15 protein-coding genes are annotated in these 17,653 nt (G+C 67.5%); 4 read left to right on the top strand and 11 right to left on the bottom strand.

Annotated elements, in window-relative coordinates:
• Window position 1: 1 nt before the first annotated feature.
• Together AC1DBN_RS06235 and AC1DBN_RS06230 are read left to right on the top strand one after the other, a co-directional pair.
• Window positions 2-1,192, top strand: coding sequence for an AMP-binding protein (locus AC1DBN_RS06235; protein WP_477722778.1), 1,191 nt, complete (start codon window positions 2-4; stop codon window positions 1,190-1,192).
• Between the two features lie 75 nt (window positions 1,193-1,267).
• Entirely contained in the window at window positions 1,268-2,149 is an 882-nt protein-coding gene (locus AC1DBN_RS06230) for a 1,4-dihydroxy-2-naphthoate polyprenyltransferase (RefSeq protein WP_091724127.1), read from the top strand.
• Window positions 2,150-2,197: 48 nt separating this feature from the next.
• Here AC1DBN_RS06230 and AC1DBN_RS06225 read toward each other — a convergent pair whose 3' ends face one another.
• Window positions 2,198-2,512: a DUF4229 domain-containing protein gene (locus AC1DBN_RS06225; protein ID WP_091722756.1), complete on the bottom strand. Its 315-nt coding sequence runs from the start codon at window positions 2,510-2,512 to the stop codon at window positions 2,198-2,200.
• Window positions 2,513-2,574: 62 nt separating this feature from the next.
• Between AC1DBN_RS06225 and AC1DBN_RS06220 the strand changes: the two genes are divergently transcribed.
• Together AC1DBN_RS06220 and AC1DBN_RS06215 are read left to right on the top strand one after the other, a co-directional pair.
• Window positions 2,575-2,964 carry a PLD nuclease N-terminal domain-containing protein gene (locus AC1DBN_RS06220; RefSeq protein ID WP_091722759.1) on the top strand — a complete coding sequence of 130 codons (390 nt, stop codon included), beginning with the start codon at window positions 2,575-2,577 and terminating at the stop codon, window positions 2,962-2,964.
• Between the two features lie 5 nt (window positions 2,965-2,969).
• Window positions 2,970-3,587, top strand: a complete 618-nt coding sequence (locus AC1DBN_RS06215) for a hypothetical protein (RefSeq protein ID WP_477722777.1) — start codon at window positions 2,970-2,972, stop codon at window positions 3,585-3,587.
• On the opposite strand, the gene AC1DBN_RS06210 is transcribed toward AC1DBN_RS06215, so the two are convergent.
• The 10 genes from AC1DBN_RS06210 to AC1DBN_RS06165 all read right to left on the bottom strand — a co-directional run bounded on the left by AC1DBN_RS06210 (window position 3,584) and on the right by AC1DBN_RS06165 (window position 17,525).
• On the bottom strand, window positions 3,584-5,074 hold the full coding sequence (locus AC1DBN_RS06210; RefSeq protein WP_477722776.1) for a dynamin family protein: 1,491 nt from the start codon (window positions 5,072-5,074) through the stop codon (window positions 3,584-3,586). The two genes, AC1DBN_RS06215 and AC1DBN_RS06210, sit on opposite strands and share 4 nt — an antisense overlap.
• The gene (locus AC1DBN_RS06205) at window positions 5,071-6,921 is read right to left on the bottom strand and encodes a dynamin family protein (RefSeq protein ID WP_314214456.1); all 1,851 of its coding nucleotides are present in this window, start codon (window positions 6,919-6,921) and stop codon (window positions 5,071-5,073) included. Before AC1DBN_RS06205 ends, AC1DBN_RS06210 begins: the two co-directional genes overlap by 4 nt.
• Window positions 6,922-7,058: 137 nt before the next feature.
• Window positions 7,059-8,180, bottom strand: coding sequence for an IniB N-terminal domain-containing protein (locus tag AC1DBN_RS06200; protein ID WP_314214458.1), 1,122 nt, complete (start codon window positions 8,178-8,180; stop codon window positions 7,059-7,061).
• 163 nt (window positions 8,181-8,343) lie between these two features.
• Entirely contained in the window at window positions 8,344-10,362 is a 2,019-nt protein-coding gene (locus tag AC1DBN_RS06195; protein WP_314214459.1) for a LuxR C-terminal-related transcriptional regulator, read from the bottom strand.
• Between the two features lie 70 nt (window positions 10,363-10,432).
• A complete protein-coding gene (locus tag AC1DBN_RS06190) occupies window positions 10,433-12,487 on the bottom strand; it encodes an Hsp70 family protein (RefSeq protein WP_477722775.1) in 2,055 nt (684 codons plus the stop codon).
• A gap of 123 nt (window positions 12,488-12,610) precedes the next feature.
• Window positions 12,611-13,693: a c-type cytochrome biogenesis protein CcsB gene (gene ccsB / locus AC1DBN_RS06185; RefSeq protein WP_091722773.1), complete on the bottom strand. Its 1,083-nt coding sequence runs from the start codon at window positions 13,691-13,693 to the stop codon at window positions 12,611-12,613.
• Entirely contained in the window at window positions 13,693-15,459 is a 1,767-nt protein-coding gene (gene resB, locus AC1DBN_RS06180; RefSeq protein WP_477722774.1) for a cytochrome c biogenesis protein ResB, read from the bottom strand. Before resB ends, ccsB begins: the two co-directional genes overlap by 1 nt.
• Window positions 15,459-16,214 (bottom strand): cytochrome c biogenesis CcdA family protein, encoded by a 756-nt coding sequence (locus AC1DBN_RS06175; RefSeq protein ID WP_477722773.1) that lies wholly within the window; start codon window positions 16,212-16,214, stop codon window positions 15,459-15,461. The genes resB and AC1DBN_RS06175 overlap by 1 nt, the downstream gene beginning before the upstream one ends.
• A 15-nt stretch (window positions 16,215-16,229) precedes the next feature.
• Window positions 16,230-16,841, bottom strand: a complete 612-nt coding sequence (locus AC1DBN_RS06170) for a TlpA family protein disulfide reductase (RefSeq protein WP_477722772.1) — start codon at window positions 16,839-16,841, stop codon at window positions 16,230-16,232.
• Between the two features lie 3 nt (window positions 16,842-16,844).
• Window positions 16,845-17,525: a histidine phosphatase family protein gene (locus AC1DBN_RS06165; RefSeq protein ID WP_477722771.1), complete on the bottom strand. Its 681-nt coding sequence runs from the start codon at window positions 17,523-17,525 to the stop codon at window positions 16,845-16,847.
• Between the last annotated feature and the right edge of the window lie 128 nt (window positions 17,526-17,653).

Below are 17,653 nucleotides of genomic sequence, written 5' to 3'. Positions count from 1 at the left end.
CATGAACAGCACCTCCCCCAACACCAGCCACCTCAACATCGAGCCCGTGCTCAAGGCCCTGGCCGCCGCGCTCCACGGCGAGGGCCCCGCCGTCGAACTTTCCATCGGTGCCGACGGCGCCCTCGTGGTGGGCCACATCGAAACCCCGGGCTGCGACGACGCGGTGGCAGTGGTCCGCACCTCCGGTTCCACCGGTGCGCCCAAGGCCACGGTCCTGACCGTGGAGTCCCTGGCGGCCTCCTCGATGGCCACGGCGCTGGCGCTCAAGGGCGAAGGCCAGTGGCTGCTGGCCCTCCCCGTGCAGTACGTCGCCGGCATCCAGGTCCTGGTGCGCTCTCTCTTCGCCGGGACCCGGCCATGGGTGATGGACATGTCCGGCGGTTTCACGCCCGAGGCCTTCACCGCCGCCGCCCTGGAGCTCACGGACAAGATCCGGTACACCTCCCTGGTCCCCACCCAGCTGCAGCGGCTCCTGGACGATCCTTCCCCTGACACTCTCGCCGTGCTCCGCCGCTTCAACGCCATCCTGCTGGGCGGCGCCCCCACCCCGCCCGCGCTGCTCGATGCTGCCCGGGAAGCCGGGGTCCGCGTGGTCACCACCTACGGCTCGGCGGAAACCTCCGGGGGTTGCGTCTACGACGGCTACCCGCTGGAAGGCGTTTCCGTCCGGGTGGCCCCGGACGGCCGCATCCACCTGGGCGGCGACACCATTGCCGCCGGCTACATCGAGGCCCCGGACGAGGAAACCGGCACCTTCTTCGAAGAGGACGGCGTCCGCTGGTACCGCACCAGCGATATCGGCAAGATTGACGACGACGGCCGCCTCACCGTGCTGGGACGCGCCGACGACATGATCATCACCGGCGGCATGAAGGTTTCCGCCGCGGACGTCCAGGAAAAGCTGGAAAAGTCCGACGGCGTTGCGGCCGCTTTCGTGGCCGGCGTTCCGTCCGAGGAATGGGGCCAGGCCGTGGCCGCCTACGTGGCGCTCGCCGCGGAAGGCGCCACGGGCGACGATCAGGCGGGTCCTGCCGCCGACGTCGACGGCCTCCGGGAATCCTGGCACCGGGAACTGGGCTTTGCTGCGCCGAAAACCGTCCTCACCGCGCCTGCCCTGAAGATGCTGCCGAACGGGAAACCGGACAGGCTGGCCATGACCGCCGAACTCAGCGCCCTGCACCAGGGAAAGTAGAGTGGACCTGCACTACTGCGGCGCATGCCTGCCTGGCATCCTGCCGCTTACACGAAACAACACGAGGTACTGACCGTGGCAACAGCCGCCCAATGGGTCCAAGGCGCACGCCTGAGGACGCTTCCCGCCGCGATTGCGCCGGTGCTCATCGGCTCCGCCGCCGCCTATGCAATGGATTCATTCCTTCTGCCCAACGCCATCCTGGCAGCGCTGGTGGCCCTCCTGCTCCAGGTGGGCGTGAACTTCGCCAACGACTACTCGGACGGCATCCGCGGAACGGACGATGACCGCGTGGGTCCGCTGCGCCTGGTGGGCTCCGGAGCCGCCAAGCCAGAGCACGTCAAGCGGGCTGCGTTCGTAACCTTCGCCGGCGCCATGGTGTTCGGGCTGGCACTGGTGGTCATCACCCAAAGCTGGTGGCTCATCCTGGTTGGCCTCGGCTGCGTCATGGCCGCCTGGGGCTACACCGGCGGCAAGAACCCTTACGGCTACATGGGCCTGGGCGACGTCTTCGTGTTCGTTTTCTTCGGCCTGGTGGCCACCCTCGGAACCACCTACACCCAGGCCGGGCAGGTCAGCCTGCCAGCAGTCATCGGCGCCATCGGCACCGGGCTGATTGCCACCGCCCTGCTCATGGCCAACAACGTCCGCGACATCCCCACGGACATGCAGGCCGGCAAGAAGACGCTCGCCGTGCGTCTGGGAGACAAGCACGCCCGCGAAAGCTACGTGCTGATGCTTGCCGTCGCCATCCTGCTGGTGGTCATCCTGGCTCCGGGACGGCCGTGGATGCTCATTGTCCTGCTGCTGATCCCGGCCTGCCTCATGCCGGCCTGGCTGATGATCAACGGCCGCAAGCGCAAGAGCCTGATCCCAGTGCTCAAGCAGACCGGGTTGATCAACCTTGGCTACAGCGTCCTGTTCTCACTGGGACTGGTACTCAGCCACGGCTTCTGAGCCGTCTGTTGCCAGCCACGGATAAACCGCCGTGGCTGGCGGGCCGGGTCAGTTGCGGGGCTTGGGGTTCCTGGCGTCGTTGTTGATGGCGACGTCCGGGTTGGCGTCCAGCAGGGCGTCCTCGGCGTTGGCATCCTGGACCTCGCCCGCGGAGCGCAGGGGCTTGGCCTTGCCGGAGAAACGGTGATGCAGGTTTGCCGTTGCAGCGTCCCGCTGCTTCTGGAAGAACAGGTAGCTCACGGCGAAGGCGATCACTCCGGCGAAGACCACCGACATCAGGGCGCCCAGCTCCAGGAGCATGAAAACGACGAACAACGGCACGAAGAGCGCCAGGCGGATCAGGGAATATTTCAAAAAGGCCACATTCAAGTTTAGCCGTCTCCCGCCCGCAACCCCCTGCGCCTGCGGACGATAGACTTAGTGGCATGCTTCTCCGTGTGGCTTTGGCCGTGGCTGTCCTCGTCATCTTTGTGTATGGCCTCGTGGACGTGATCCGTACCGATGGCCGCCTCACCCGCGGAATTTCCAAACCCGCCTGGATCGTGGTCATGATCATCCTGCCCGTGCTGGGCGCGATTCTCTGGCTCCTCATTGGCCGCCCCCGTGACGCAGCACCGCAGCAGCAGGGTTACCGCCACCCCACCGCCCCGGACGATGATCCGGAGTTCCTCCGCAACCTCGAGGTCCGCCGCCGCAACGAGGCAGAAGCCGCGCGGCTGAAGAAGCTCAAGGACGATCTCGAGGCCAAGGCCAGGGACGCCGACGGTAACAAGGGCAAGCACGAAAACGACCACGATACCGACGGACTGAAGTAGGGCCCATGGCTTACGACCCTGACGGAGAAGAACGGCTGCGCACCACGCCCACCGGAACAGCCCCGCCGTCAGGGCCAGACGCCCAACCTTCGCCGCCGCCCCGGCCAGGCCTATCCTACGCGGCCCCCGCGCCCATCGCCGTCGTTCCGCCCGTCCCCGGTACCGTGCGGCTTGCCCGGACGCTGTGGCTCCTCAGTTTCGTCGCAGGAATGGCCGTCCTGGTGGGGTCATTCCTCAGCCGCGACGGGCATCTTGAGCGGCTGCGCACGGTGGTGGACGGGATGGCCCCCGGCGGGGATGCGGAGGCCGTCAGCACCGCCAGCGCCATCGTGTTCTGGGGCAGCGTGGGGGCACTGCTGTTGGTGATCCTCCTTGAGGCCGCCCTCCTCGGCGCAATCTTGGCGCGGCACGGCTGGGCACGCTGGGCGCTGGTCCCGCTGCTGGCGGTGCATGCCGTGGTGACGCTGCTCGCCACAGCGTTCCTGATGCCGGAAGGCGAAAGCGCCAACTACGTCATGGTGCTCTGGGGAGCCCAGCTGCTCCTGGCACTGGTGGGACTGGTCCTGTTGTTCCTCCCGGCCTCCAGCGCCTGGCTCAAGAGCCGCCGCACAGTCCGCCGTTAGGCGCTGCGCTGCCGCTGCAGAGCGGATGATTCCGCCAGCACGCCCTCGCAGCTGCGGATCACCACACGGCAGGCATCGATGGCCGTGCGTTCCGTGAGTGGATTCTCGGCAAGGGCCCGCCACCGCAGCAGGCACCGCCGGGCCTCGTCGGAAAGCTCATCCGGAGTGGCTGCCGCCTCCAGGCCCAGCCTCACGTGGGTGGCGGCACCCAACCCGCCGACGAGGCGTTCCGCGTCAGCGGCAAGATCGGGTTTCAGTGAGACATCCGTGGTGCGCAGTGTTGCCAGCAGCCGCAGTTCGCGGAATTCATGCGCATTGGCCTGCAGCCGTTCAAGGGAGCCGGAGAGTTCCTCCGTTCCTTCGCGCGGACTGGACCGCAGGAGCGCCTCGACCCCTACCAGCGCCGTACGCGCCTTGAGGGCCCCGGCCCGGGCCTGGAACTGCCGCTCCAACAGTTCCAGCAACGGATCCAGGCCGCTGCGCCGGGCAAGTTCGTGGGCCAGCGGGGTGGGTTCATTGAAGCCGTTGCGGATAAGGACCACGGACAGCCGGATGCCGAACAGTCCGAACCTGGCAAGCAGGGAAGCCCGGGCCTCGGACGTCAGCCGTTCTGGTTCGGAGCCGCGGAGGAACCGGTCCGCCGAGAGCATCATCTTCTCCCGGGCCGCGCGGTCAAGCCCCGCCAGCAGCTGAAGCGAGGCGAAGTCCTGTTGCCGGAGGCTTCGGGCTGTCTGGGCCAGCAGGCCCGCCACCGGGACCACCCCCAGCGCCAGCTTCCGGAGGTTGTGGTCGCGCCGGTACCGTTCGGCGATGTCGCCGGCGGAGAGCAGCGAGTCAATGCGGCCCGCGCCCACCTCATCGGCCCGGGACAGCACGGCCAGCGCGTTGACAGTGCCGGACCTCCCCGATTCGGTGTCCTTGAACGATTCCAGGAACCGCAGGTCCGAAGCGTGCATATGCCGCATCAGGTATACGATCGCGTCGGCCTGCGACGGTGCGTCCGCCGGAGTGAGGAAGCCGGTGGCGAGGGCTGACACATCCTCGGACAGCGACGCGATGCCGGGGGTGTCGATCAGCGTCATGGTCCGCAGCGTGGGCGAGGGCCACTCGACCTCCAGACGCTCGGCGTCTTCGGCCCGGACGTCACCCAGGACGAACACCAGCCGCCCGTCCACCCGTTTCAGGGGCAGCGGCCTCGGCTCGCCGTCGCGCGGGTGGAGCATGATGCGGGGCGTGCGGCCGTACCGGTACCAGGTGACGATCCGGGTGCACTCACCGGTGTCCGTGGGCGCGATTTCCTCGCCGATGATGGCGTTCAGGAGCGTTGATTTGCCGGCTTTGACCATGCCGGCGATGGCTATGCGGAGCGGCTCTGCCAGCCGCTGCCCGTACCCCTCCAGCAGGGCCACTGCTGCGGGGTCGTCAGCGTAGACGTCCAGGGCGTCCCGGACCAGGCCCGCTGCCCCGGCAACGGTATCCGCAGTCATCCGGCCGCCGCCGGCGCCAGGGGCCGGGAAGCGGCCACTTCAGCCGCCACCGCGGCCGCTGCCGCGTGCAGGGCGTCCACTTTCTTGAGTTCTGCCTTGATGTCCCTGATCCGCACGTCCTTTTGCAGGGTGAACGTGGTGGCTGCCTTCTGGGCCACGGCCACGGAGTCGGACAGCGACCTGTGGTGTTCCTCGGCGATTTCGGTGAAGTGGTCCCGGATGGACCGCTGCACCAGCCGCAGGCGGTCCTTGAGCTGCTTTCCCACCTGGAACGTCACATCATCAATTTGGCGCCGGACCAGGGCCTTGGCCTCGCCCTGCCGCCGCTTGAGCCGGGCTTCCCGGTCTTCCCGGTAGGCCTTGCGTCCCAGCAGCAGGCCGGCGCCCACGGACAGCGGGTTGATCAGCGCCATGCCGAAGATCCCGGTCAGCAGGCCGAACATCAGCACACCGCCGTAGGAACCGCGCATGCCGATCAGGACTTTCTGTATGGGGTTGATGCGGCCCGGGTCAAGGGCCGGCATCTCCTCCACGGGGTCCAGGGCGTCGCCGGTGTCCGAAACCCGCAGGGCCGGGATCCTTACCTCGTCGGCGGCAAAGTGCTCGGCCACCTGTGAGGCCAGCCAGTGGGCCCGCTCGCTGGTCCACACGAAGGTGTCCGAAATGGCTGCGGCGGAGCATTCCTCCAGCCACTTGGAGAACTCGTTCCAGGTGGGCCCTGGGTCACCCTGGTCAATGGCTGCCTCGGCTTCCCGCTGGATCCGGCGGAGCCGGTCGCGGAGGTCGTACTCCATGTCCGCGATGAGGTCGCTGATGCCGTCGCTGAGCGTGATCTGCCAGCGGGCCGAACGCTTCCGGAGATCATCCGCTTCGGTCTTGGCCAGTTCCAGGCCGGCGATCATCCGGGGCGTGCCGGCGGGATTCTCGAGGGCATCGAGTTCGGACTGCAGGGACAGGCGCAGGTTTTCGGTGACCGAGAGCAGGTCCTGGCTGACGTGCCGGCGCTGGAGCCGCTCCGATTTGCCCACGATTTCATTGCGCAGGTGCCGGACCAGTGCAGGGAACCCGGACTCGCCGTTCAGCTCGGCGTCCTGCAGCCGGCTGGCCTCGAGCCGCAGGTCCGAGGACACCGGGAAGAGCGGGATGTCCGGTGCAACGGCGTCCAGGCGGGACCGGTCCATGTCCGCCACACGCCGCCACTCCGGGTAGAGGTCCGTCTTGGACAGGACACCCACCACGCTGGGGGTGATCCGCATTGCCTGGCGGAGGAAGCGAAGCTCGGGTTCGGTGTATTCCTGGGAGGCGTCGGAGACCAGCAGCATGGCATCGGCCGTTGGGAGCGCCGTGAGGGTGGTGAGCGTGTGGGAGGATCCCATGCCGCCCACACCCGGTGAGTCGATGACCGTCAGCCCTCCGGTGAGGATCTTCCGCGGCAGGTACACCTCGGCGGCCACCAGTTTCTTGCTGTTGCCGGGATTGCCCTGCTCGGAAACGTAGGCGGCGATGTCCTCGAGGGGGATGGCCTGGCGTTCAACGCTTCCCTCCTCACCGCCGTCGGAATCTGCTTTGGGAACAAGGATGGCTGCCGAGGCCGGTTCGCCGTGGCGGACCACCGTGGGCACTGAGGTGGCAATGTCGTCGTCAACCGGGCAGACCGGCGCGTTCACCAAGGCGTTGATCAGCTTGCTCTTGCCCTGCTTGAACTCCCCCACCACAATGACGCGGACACTCGGGTCCCGCAGCCTGCCCGCGGCCTGCTCCAGGCGCTTGCGGAGGTCGGCGCGGTCTGCCGTCTGGGCCAGCTGGAGGCCGTGCTCCACCAGCTTGATCAGCTGTCCCGCTGTCATCGGTGTTGGTTTTGCCGGTCCTGCTTCTGCCACAGTGTGTCCTTTGCGTCGGGCTCCGGGTTGGAGTGCGGGCTAAGCCGGGGATAGCCCGGCAGGAGGGTTTCCCCTCCTGCCGGGCGTTTCTGCCCGGACCGGGATCAGAGGATCACAGTGTTGTCCTCTACCTCGACGTCGGTGTTGATCTCGGAGTTGTCCTGGAAGGAGTCCTCCACCTGCAGCGAGTTGTCCTGGAAGGAATCCTCAACCTCCACCGAGTTGTCCTGGAAGGAGTCCTCGATCTCGACGTCGGTGTTGATGGAGTTGTCCGAGTTGTCGGTGGTGTTGGCGACGTTGTCCAGGGCGACGTCGATATCCGTGTTGGTGGAGTTGTCCGAGTTGTCCTGGAAGGAGTCCTCGATGTCCACGTCCGTGTTGATGGAGTTGTCCGAATTGTCGGTGCTGGTGGTGTTCCCCACGTTGTCCAGGTCGACATCAATGTCGGTGGAGTTGTCCGAGTTGTCCGAATTGTCGTTGTACGAGCCGTTGGTGGAGTTGTCCGAGTTGTCGGAATTATCCGAGTTGTCGTTGAACGAGTCGTCCACGTCGAGGTCCACGTCGGTGTTGAAGGAGTCGTCGATGTCCGTCTCTTCGTTCCCGATGTTGACGTCGCCGCCGGCGCGGATGGAGTTGTCGGTGGAGTTATCCGTCGAGTTGTCCGAGTTGTCGTTGTAGGAGTCTTCGATGTTGTTGGAGTCATCGACGTCGGCGTCGTCACCGGCTGCGATGGAGCGGTCGCCGGAGGCGATCACGGAATCGTTGTCGAACCACTGCTTGACGTCGCCGTCGGCCCAGATGTTCTGGTTCACGGACTGGTCAACAATGTTGTCCCGGTCATCCACCGTGGAGGTGTAGGAGTAGTTGTTCACGATGTGGTGCAGCTGCTGGATCGCGTGCCCATGGTCATCGTGGTCGTGGTCGTGGTGCCCGCCGTTACCGCCGCCGGCCGGGGGCGGGGTCACTGCGCCGGCGCCGCCACCGTTCTGGCCGGTTTCGGCGCGGTTGCCGCCGGTGTTGTACTCGCGGTCGAAGCGGGAAGCGTTGACCGTGATGGGGGCGTAGTCCAGCACTACGGGCATTGCGGCATCCACGTCAGCGGAGCATACGCCGCCCAGGCCGTGGTCTTCCAGGACGCGCTCCGGATCATCCAGGAAGTCCTGGGCCGCTTGGCGGTCGCCGAAGAGGCTCATCAGGAACTGGACGAGATCATTTGCGAGTGTCATTTCGTGGTCCTCAATCTTCTCTGTATTGCGGATCACCGGGCATCGTTGCCGGGTTGGAACCAACGTACGGGCCCCGTAGCGGCCCGGGCATCGGGCCGGTTCCCCCTACCGGCCGGTGCCGCGCCGGGGAACAGCGCCACCGTCCGTTAGGGGCATTAGGGGTTCACTGCTGCGGGGGATTTTCGGCCGCCAGGGCGAGCCGCAGCCGGGCCAGGAGGTCCGAACGGTTCTCCGCCCCCAGCCGGCGACGCATCCGGGCAATGTGGTGCTCGGCCGTGCGCGGGGAAATGTAGATGGCTTCGCCGATCTCGCGGTAAGTTTTGCCCTCGAGGACCAGCCGTGCCACCTCTTTTTCCCGCTCGCTCAGGCCCGAGCCGTCCGGATGCATGCCGTTGCCGGCCTCCGCCGTGGCCGCTGCCCGCGGTTCGCCCGTTCCGGCGCTCCCGTTGCCGGGTGCGTTTCCCTGCGGGTGGAGGTCCCTGGCACAGGACAGCAGGCGCACCATGTCCTTGCGTTCCCCAGCGCGCGCGGCCGCGTGTCCGGCGAGCCGGGCACCCTCCCAGGGCATGCCCATCCGGCCCAGTCCCCGTGCCGCCGCTTCCACATCGGCGGGCTGGAAATTACCGGCAAGGACGGAAACCCAGGCTTTGCCGGCCCCGGCCAGCACGGCGGCAAGGTGGCTGTTTCTAGCAGCCCGGGCCAGGGCCGTGGCATGCGGCGCCAGCGCGGCGGGGTTTTCGCTGAGGAGTGCTGCCTGCACTGCGGCCCAGTGGAACGGCACGGCCCACAGCGGCGGGCTTCCCAGCCGTTCGAGCAACTGGTTTGCCTCCTCGAAGTAGTGGGCGATCCGCCTCGTCTCCCGGAGCCGGGCAGCGGTGATCACCAGTTCACCCCACGGCAGCAGGCTGTAGAGGTCAACCGAGATGTGCAGCATCGCCTCACGGGCACGTTCCCAGGCCAGCACCAGCTCGGCGATTTCGCCGTTGCGCCTGGCCAGTCCCACTTCCAGGGCGGCGCGCAGGAACTCATCGCGTGGAACGAGTGGCCAATGGTTCGCCTTGGACGCTTCATTGATGGAGAGCCGTGCGTCCTCGAGTTTGTCCTGCTGCATGGCAGACCACGCCTGGAGCAGGAAAAGCCTCGGTTTTGCCGCGTTACCGCCCTGGCCAGCAGCGGCGGCTGCCCGGCACACGGTCTCTGCCAGGTAGGGTTCCCCACTGTGGAGGGCCAGGAGTGCCGCGAGGGCGGCAGGAGTATCCGGGAGCGGCAGCGCAGAGCCGGCCGCGTTCAGCATGTCTGAGGCGTGGATCAGGATGGGAAGGGCCTGTTGCGGATCCTCGGCCAGGGATTCCAGGATTCCCTTGCCCGTTCCGGCCAGCGCGGCCGCCAGCAGCGTGGGCGATTCCGGCGGGGCGTCGGCCCGGAACAGTGCATCCGCGCCGGAACGGTTGCCGCAACCCACCATCGCGACGGCGGCGAGCGGCGCCGAGGACCCCAGCCTGGGAGCACCCAGCCAGCTGTAGGCGTCGGCACTCCGCGCCAGCATTCCCCTGTGCGCCCAGACTGCTGCGGCCACGTCCACCCCACGGCGGACGTCAGGTGGATCTACGCTCACCAGGAGGGTGTCGATGATCCGGGTGGCTGAGTCCAGGTCGCCGTTGGCGGCAGCCGCCTGGGCACGGCGCGCAGCGGTGCCGGTTTCGTCCGCCCCGGCCAACAGGGCTTCTTCGTAGAGGCTGCACGCCAGGGCCGGATCGTGTTCGAGGGCCTTGTCCGCGGTATGTTCCAGTTCCGCGGCCACGCGCTGGTCCGCCAGCCCGCCGCGGGCAAGCTCCCGGGCGAAGTCGCCCATCGGTTGGCCGTCCGCGGCGTAGAAAGCGACCAGCTCACGCTGAAGTGCATGGACCTTGGACGTGGGCGCTGCCGTCAGCAAGGCGTTGCGGGCGGGCCCTACGACTGTTCCGTCCGTGAGTAATCCTGCCTGCTCCGCCTGGCCGATCAGCACATCGAGGCTTTCCACCTCGCCGGCGTCGATTCTGCGCTCCAGGTCCGCGGGCAGCGGTCCGGGAAGGACGAACCCCACTGACAAGGCAAGGAGCAGTTCCCGGACAGCGGCGTTCTCGCCTTTGAGCTGCAGGGCCATGGCCTCGGCCGCGTGGGGCGGGGGTTCGCTGTGGTTCATTCCTGAATGGTTGAGCCGGGAGCCCAGGAGTTCTGCCGCATCCTGGGGCCGCGGCTGGAAGCTGGCCACCCTAGGCCGCCGGTTCCGTGGTGGGAGCGTCGGAGCCCGCTGCCGGAACCGGCGTGGGGTCCGGAACCGGTGTGGGGTCCGGGACCGGTGTGGGGTCCGGCGCGGGAGCGCTGCTGGGCGCCGGTGTTTCAGGCACCGGCGGGTTCGTCGTGGGGTCCGGAACCGGCGGGTTGGTGGTCGGATCCGGAACCGGCGGGTTAGTCGTGGGATCCGGAACCGGCGGGGTGGTGGTCGGGTCAGGTGCGGGCACCACGGTGGCGGGGTCGGTGGGAACAGGTGCCGGCGTACCCGGGGCCGGATCCACCGTCCCCGCTGCGGTGGTGGGCGTCACGGCAGGAACGGACCCGGTTCCGGAGCCGGTACCGCCTCCGGTGGTCCCGGGTACGGTGCCTGTTCCCGCAGCCGGAGCCGGCCCGCCCGCTGCGGGAGCAGGTGAGCCGTCCGGAGCCTTGGTAGCCGCTGCGGAGGGTTTGCTGGTTGGCGAGGCCTCGACGTTCAGCCCGGGACCGGCGTCGGACTTCTTTTTCTGCACGCCGGCGTCGATGCCTGCCAGCGGCTGGGCGTCACCGGCAGTTCCGGCGGCCGCGGCACCGCCGCCACCGGTCAACGATCCGGTCCCGCCCGCCTGGGCAGGTGGACCGCTGTCGGCGCCAGCCTGGGGAACGAACACCGAGGTGAGGTCGCTGAGGCCGCCAGGGCTTTGGGCGGCGGTGGCGGACAGCACGGTGAACAGGGCGGCCGCGGCTGCGATGGCGGTGAGCCGCACCGTCGGCTTCGGTGCGTGCGCCCCGCCGTGGCTGTGGCCCGGGCCGTGGCCCAGCGCTGCAAAGGCGCCGGCCGCCGTCGTACCCTTCCGGGACCAGCTGGCCAGCCGCGGGCGAACGTGTCCGCCGGTGTCCAGAGGCTCGTCGCCGGACGCCGGTGCCGGCAGCTGCGGGGCCTCTGAAACAGGAGCCGCGGCACGCTCGGCGGCCGCGCGGGAAAGCACGGCCGATACCGCGGCGCCGAGGCAGATGGACGACTTAGGATCAGCGTCCACGGCGATGGGGCGGTCCAGCTGTTCGGAGATCAGCTCCGCCACGAGGGGTATCCGTGATGACCCACCGATCAGCAGGACGGCAGTGAGGTCCGCCGGAGCCAGCTTGAGCTGCGCGAGCGATTCCTCCAGCGCATCCACTGTTTCCCGGACGGGTTCCCCGATCAGGGCTTCGAACTCGGACCGGACCAGGCGTACCTGTTGCTGGTAGCCCGGCAGCAGCACCGGGATGGTGGCCTCGCTGTCCGATGACAGTGCTTCCTTGGCCTCCACGCATTCGCGCCGCAGCCTGGACAGGGCGGCCAGGACGTCCGGGTCCGCGGGGTCCAGGTCCGCCAGTGCTCCCCCGGTGTGTTCGGCGACGTAGCGGAACACGGCGGCGTCGAAGTCCGCGCCGCCGAGGTCGTCAATGCCCTCCGGACGCCCCACCGCTTCAAACCGGTCATCGGCAGCCTTCGTCAGCACGGCGGTATCGAACGTGCCGCCGCCGAGGTCATAGACGGCGATGGTGCTGCCTTCCTCAACCCGCACCTGCGACGCGTAGTGCAGTGCCGCGGCTTCCGGTTCGGTCAGGAGCGTCACGTCAGGCAGGCCCTTGGCCGCCAGCGCTTCCCGGACCGCGGAGGTGCGGTGGCTGCCCCACGCTGCGGGGTGGGTGAGGATGATGTCCGACGGCGCTGCCCCCTCGCGCTCGGCCGCCCGGTCTGCCACCCAGCGGGCAACGGTGGCGAAGACTTCTTCGGGGCGGACGGACAGGGTGCCAAGCGAAAGGGGCACGGCATCGCCGATGCGGCGCTTGAACTCCCGCACAACGCGTTCCGGGGTGGCGAGTCCGCGGCGTTCCGCAGCCTCCCCCACCAGGACGGGACCCTGCTCAGGGTAGTAGACCACGGAGGGCACTGCGGTGCCCCGAAGGCCCAGCGGCAGGCACTCCGGAACGGGTGGAACTCCCTGGTTGAAACGGACAACCGCGGCTGCGGTGAAACTGGTCCCGACGTCTACGGCGAGAACGTAGGTCATTGCTACCTCGGACAACTGGTGTTTCGCCAGCAAGCTTCATCACAGGCGAACGTCACCAACGTAGCATCACCAACAGGACCCGGAACAGCCCTGTTGGTACATCGAATGGTTATTTACCGGGTGTCAGAGGCCCGAGTAGGAGTGCAGGCCGTTGAAGAACTGGTTCACGATGGTGAAGTTGAAGACCACGCACAGGTAGCCAACGATCGACAGCCAGGCCGCACGGGTTCCGGTCCAGCCCCTGGTGGCGCGGGCGTGCAGGTAGCCGGCGTACACCACCCAGATAACGAAGGTCCAGACTTCCTTGGTGTCCCAGCCCCAGAACCGTCCCCATGCCTTCTCGGCCCAGATGGCACCGAACATGAGGGTGAAGGTCCAGCCGATGAAGGCGATGGCGTTGATCCGGTAGGACAGGTTTTCCAGGCTCAGGGCTGAGGGTACCAGGCGCATGAAGCCCAGCTTGTCCTCGCCGCCGGCGGCCACGGTCTTCTGCCGGTGCGACTGGACCAGCTGCAGCGCGGACATGGCGAAGGTGAGGGTGAACAGGGCCGAGGACATCACGGCGATGGAGACGTGGATGATCAGCCAGTAGCTCTGCAGTGCGGGGACCAGGTGGCCCACCGGGGTCCAGTACGCCACGGACGCGGCCACCAGCATGATGATGGCCAGGCCCACCACGAAGGTGCCCAGGAAGCGGAGGTCGCGGCGGATCAGGACCAGCAGGAACACGGCAATGGCCACAAAGGCGCCCGTAGTGAGGAACTCGTACATGTTGCCCCACGGCACGCGGCCGGCTCCGAGTGCCCGGGTGACTACGCCGGCGCCGTGGATCAGGGCGCCCAGGACGGTGAGGGCCACCGCAACGCGGGCGGGGGCGCGCCGCGCGGCGGAGTATTTCATGTCGGCGCCGGCGGTGATGATGCCGCCGCCCGCCGGGGTGCCTGATGCCGTGGACGACGACGGACGCTCGGCCCGGCCGGCCGGCCCGCCGACGCTGGACTCGGCACGGTTGCCCGCACCCACTGCGGCGGGAACCTTGGCCGGTTCAACGGCCTGTGCGGCCTTGAGGTCGATGGCCTGGAGGGCCCGGCTGCTCTTGGCCAGGTCCCAGGCGAAGGCAATGAAGGCTACGGTGTACGTGCCCGCCGCCAGCAGCATGAAGAGCTCGCTGTACTGGCCCATGGTTTCGTTGATTCCAAACGGCATTACTGGTCCTTTTCGGGCCCTGCGGGGCTTGCTGGGGTGGGGGTGCCTGCGCCATTATCGCCGAGGCTGCTGGGAGTTTGCTGGGACTGCGTGGAATCGTCCTGCCGGTCGCCGTCCTGCTGCGGATCGGCCGCGAGGCCCCATTCCTGGGCCAGCAGGGTGCGGATGGCGGCAGCTTCCCCGGCCAGGCGGTGGTCTTCGCCGCGGGCCAGGAGGCCGTACTCCACCATGGTCCGGCCGTCGTCGTGCGTGCCGGTGCGCACCCAGGCGCGGCGGCGGTTGACGTACAGGGAGAGGATCAGGCCGGCCACGGCCAGGAGCGCGAAGATCAGGGCGTACAGCTGGCCGGGGTTGTGGTGGATGTCCACGCCGACGTACCGCTTGACGCCGTCGAAGCTGATGGAGCCCTTGCCGTCCGGCAGCGTGTAGGTGGAGCCGGGTGACAGGGTGATGCCGCCGGCGTCTAGGTTGCGGGCGTTCAGCGGCGTGAGGTCCTTGACATCGATCTCGAAGACGTTCTGCGGCGAGCCGGTATCCAGTCCAAGGTCGCCGTAGTAGGAGTTCAGGGACAGCTGCGGGTTGAAGAGATCAGGATCTCCGCTGAAGGACACGCCCTGCTCCGTGACGAAAGCCGTCGGCAGGAAGAAGCCCTGGAACCCGAGCTGGTCCGGCTTGGCGTCGGGGACCTTGATGACCACCGAGGAGTAGTAGTTGTCACCCTGCAGCTTGGCCACCACCGGGCCCTGCATGGCCACGTTGCCGTCACCGTCGCGGATGGTCACCACCGGGGCGTAGCCGTTGCCGGTCAGGTAGATGCTGGTGCCGCCCAGGGTGATGGGGTCGTTGACCTTCAGCGTCTCCTTCTTGGCGGGCGCGTCAGGGTTTTCCTTGGTGGTAACGGCTGCCGAGAAGTCGATGGGCTGGCCGAACTTACCCTGCGATTCGCGGTCAAAGGTGATGTCGAACTTGTCCAGCTGCACAGAGTAGGGCTGCAGCTGCCTGGACTGGAAGTTGGTGCCCGGCGTGAACTGGTCATAGCCCACCAGGGTGTTCACAAAGGTGTCGCCCTCCACCAGGATCCGCTGGCCGCTGTAGCCAAACAGACCGCCGATGGCCACGGACACCAGGACCCCAATCAGGGAGGTGTGGAAAATCAGGTTTCCCACTTCTTTGGAGAGCCCGCGTTCTGCGCCCAAAGACGGCCGCGCGCCGTCGTCGTCCCTTACCTCAACGCGGTAGCCGCGCTTCCGAAGCAGCCCGGCGGCGCCGTGGATGGCGTCCGACGCCGGGATCCCCGCGTCGGCAGGAATGACCAGCGTGCCGTACTCGGGGAGGCGGGAGAGCCGCTTGGGCGTCCGGGGCGGCTGGGAGCGCATGGCCTTGTAGTGGGCGATGGCGCGGGGCACTACGCAGCCGATCAGGGAGATGAACAGCAGCAGGTAGATGGCGGAGAACCACACCGAGGAGTAGACGTCGTAGAGCTGCAGGCTGTCCAGCAGCTTGCCGTAGTCCGGGTGGTCCTTGATGTACTGCGTGACCACGGAGGGGTTGGCCGGGCGCTGCGGAAACAGCGATCCCGGAACCGCGGCCACGGCCAGGAGCAGCAGCAGGAACAGCGCTGTGCGCATGCTGGTCAGCTGGGTCCAGGCGAACCGCAACATCTCCTTGGCGCCCAGCGCAGGCAGCGCGGCGTCAGCCTTTGCCGCTGACACCTTGTCCGCATCCGGGGCGGGGGACTTCTTCTTTACGTTCACACGCTCGCTCATCAGATCGGCAACTTCACGTCGGTTTGGAACCAGTACTGCAGCTCGGTCACCCAGGTCCCCCAGACGCCGGTGGCCATCAGCACACCCAGCACCACCAGAATGCCTCCGCCGGTCCGCTGGATGGTGAGCCGGTGCTTGCGGAAAAATGCCATGACACCCATGCCGCGGCGCACAGCAAGCGCGATCAGCAGGAACGGGATGCCCAGGCCAAGGCTGTAGACGAACGCCAGGAAGGCGCCCTTCGCTGCTGACGAGCCGCCGGAGAGGCTGAGCAGCTGGACAGCGGAGTAGGTAGGCCCGATGCACGGCGCCCACCCCAGGCCGAAGGTCAGGCCCAGCAGCGGCGCACCCCACAGGCCGGCAGGCGGCTTGGCGTGGATCTTGGCGTCACGCTGCAGCCAGCCCAGGCCACCCATGAACACCACCCCCATGATGATGACCAGCACGCCCAGCAGCTGGGTGATCCAGGCGTTCTGTGAGCCGGTAATCAGGGTGCCCAGCTGCCCGAAGGCCCCGCCCAGCAGGACGAAGATCACGGAGAAACCCAGTACGAACAGCCCGATGCCCGCGAACATCCGGCCCCGCCGCTGCTTCTGCAGGTCAACGCCGCTGAGCCCGGTGACGTAGCCCAGGTAACCCGGGACCAGGGGCAGCACGCAGGGAGAGAGGAAGGAGACCAGGCCGGCCAGCAGCGCCACGGGGATGGCGAGCAGGATCGATCCGTTCAGGATGGTTTCGGCGAAGGGGCTGTTCACGGGACCGCGCCGCCGCTACTCAGCCACGGCGGCGGTGATCAGGGCTTTCAGGGTGCCCTTCTGGATTTCGCCCAGGACGCGGGAAGCCACGCGCCCCTGCTTGTCCAGGACCAGGGTGGTGGGTACCGCGCCGGGAGGAACCAACCCGGAGACGGACAGCAGCACGCCGCCGTCCTTGTCGTCGAAGCTGGGGTAGGTGAGGTTGAACGTCTTGTCGAACGCTTCCGCGGTTGCCTTCTCATCGCGGAGGTTGACGCCGTAGAACTGCACGCCCTGGTCCTTGAACTCCTGGTGGAGCTCCTCGAGGATGGGGGCTTCCACCCGGCACGGGGCGCAGGCGGCGAACCAGAAGTTCAGGATGGTCACCTTGCCCTGGAAGTCTGCCGGGGTCACCGTGGTGCCGTTGAAGAGGGTGCCGTTGACCTGGATGGCGTCCTTGCGGTCCGCGGCGGCGAACTCTGTGACGGAGCCGTCGCCGGCAACGTAGTTCTTGTTGTCGCCGGCCCTGGCCTGCTTCGCCAGGGCGTCTTCCTGGGCGCAGCCCGAAAGGCCCATGGTGAGCGCGGTCAGGACGAAGCCGCCGGCAGCCAGCACGCTGCGGCGGGAGGTCAGGTTGTTGTGGGTCACTGCTTAGGCTCCAGGGGTGCTGGCGGCACCGGGAAGAAGGGACGCCGCCGGTTCGCTGTACTGGACGCGCAGGAGGCTGCCGTCGTCGTCGAACACCAGGGACGTGATGGAGGTGAGGGTGCATTCGCGTTTCCGCGGGTCATGCCAGAGCGGCTTGCCCTCCGCGCTGAGGCGGGTGGCCCAGATGGGCAGCTGGTGGCTGACCATGATGGCTTCAGGGCCGTTGGTGCCGTAGTCGCCGCCGGCAAAGTCGATGGCGCGCAGGCGTGCGTCCTGGACCGCGTCCATGACGCGGGTTGCCTGCTGCTTGTAGGGCTCGCCCCAGGACGGCCGGAGCGGGTTGACCAGCCGAGGCCAGTGCGTCGGCCGGCGCAGTTCGGCCTTGGTGACCTTCATCCCCTCGAAGTAGTTTTCGGCTTCGATGATGCGAGCGTCGGTGTGGATCTGAAGGCGCAACGCTTCTGCCGTGGGGGCCGCCGTTTCCTGGGCCCGGTCCAGCGGAGAGGCAGCAAGATAGGTGATCCTGGCGCCGGCTTCCACCTGTTCCCGGAAGTGCCCGGCGAGCATGCGGGCCATCTCCCGCCCCAGTTCCGAGAGGTGGAATTCGGGCAGCCGTCCGTACAGAACGCCGTCGGGATTATGGACCTCGCCGTGGCGGAGCAGATGGACAGTGGCTTGGGGCATGTTTACCAGTTTCTCAAAGATGGCCTGCGATCCGAAATCTTCTACAAAGAGTAGAACTGAAGTTTTTGAAGAAATGTTCCAAAGACGGGAACAAAAGATGCAAATGCATGTTTATACTGGATGCAGCA

The sequence above is a fragment of the Pseudarthrobacter sp. 10T415 genome (assembly GCF_056394175.1).
Note: the sequence above shows the minus strand (reverse complement) of the source record. Positions and strands in the feature narration are given on the sequence as shown.

What these genes read in the sequence shown, in the direction of transcription:
- ccsB (WP_091722773.1), bottom strand. Translation starts at nt 13,693, where the DNA reads ATGCCGTTTGGAATCAACGAAACCATGGGCCAGTACAGCGAGCTCTTC.
- AC1DBN_RS06195 (WP_314214459.1), bottom strand. Translation starts at nt 10,362, where the DNA reads ATGAACCACAGCGAACCCCCGCCCCACGCGGCCGAGGCCATGGCCCTG.
- AC1DBN_RS06190 (WP_477722775.1), bottom strand. Translation starts at nt 12,487, where the DNA reads ATGACCTACGTTCTCGCCGTAGACGTCGGGACCAGTTTCACCGCAGCC.
- AC1DBN_RS06200 (WP_314214458.1), bottom strand. Translation starts at nt 8,180, where the DNA reads ATGACACTCGCAAATGATCTCGTCCAGTTCCTGATGAGCCTCTTCGGC.
- AC1DBN_RS06210 (WP_477722776.1), bottom strand. Translation starts at nt 5,074, where the DNA reads ATGACTGCGGATACCGTTGCCGGGGCAGCGGGCCTGGTCCGGGACGCC.
- resB (WP_477722774.1), bottom strand. Translation starts at nt 15,459, where the DNA reads ATGAGCGAGCGTGTGAACGTAAAGAAGAAGTCCCCCGCCCCGGATGCG.
- AC1DBN_RS06220 (WP_091722759.1), top strand. Translation starts at nt 2,575, where the DNA reads ATGCTTCTCCGTGTGGCTTTGGCCGTGGCTGTCCTCGTCATCTTTGTG.
- AC1DBN_RS06165 (WP_477722771.1), bottom strand. Translation starts at nt 17,525, where the DNA reads ATGCCCCAAGCCACTGTCCATCTGCTCCGCCACGGCGAGGTCCATAAT.
- AC1DBN_RS06235 (WP_477722778.1), top strand. Translation starts at nt 2, where the DNA reads ATGAACAGCACCTCCCCCAACACCAGCCACCTCAACATCGAGCCCGTG.
- AC1DBN_RS06205 (WP_314214456.1), bottom strand. Translation starts at nt 6,921, where the DNA reads ATGACAGCGGGACAGCTGATCAAGCTGGTGGAGCACGGCCTCCAGCTG.
- AC1DBN_RS06215 (WP_477722777.1), top strand. Translation starts at nt 2,970, where the DNA reads ATGGCTTACGACCCTGACGGAGAAGAACGGCTGCGCACCACGCCCACC.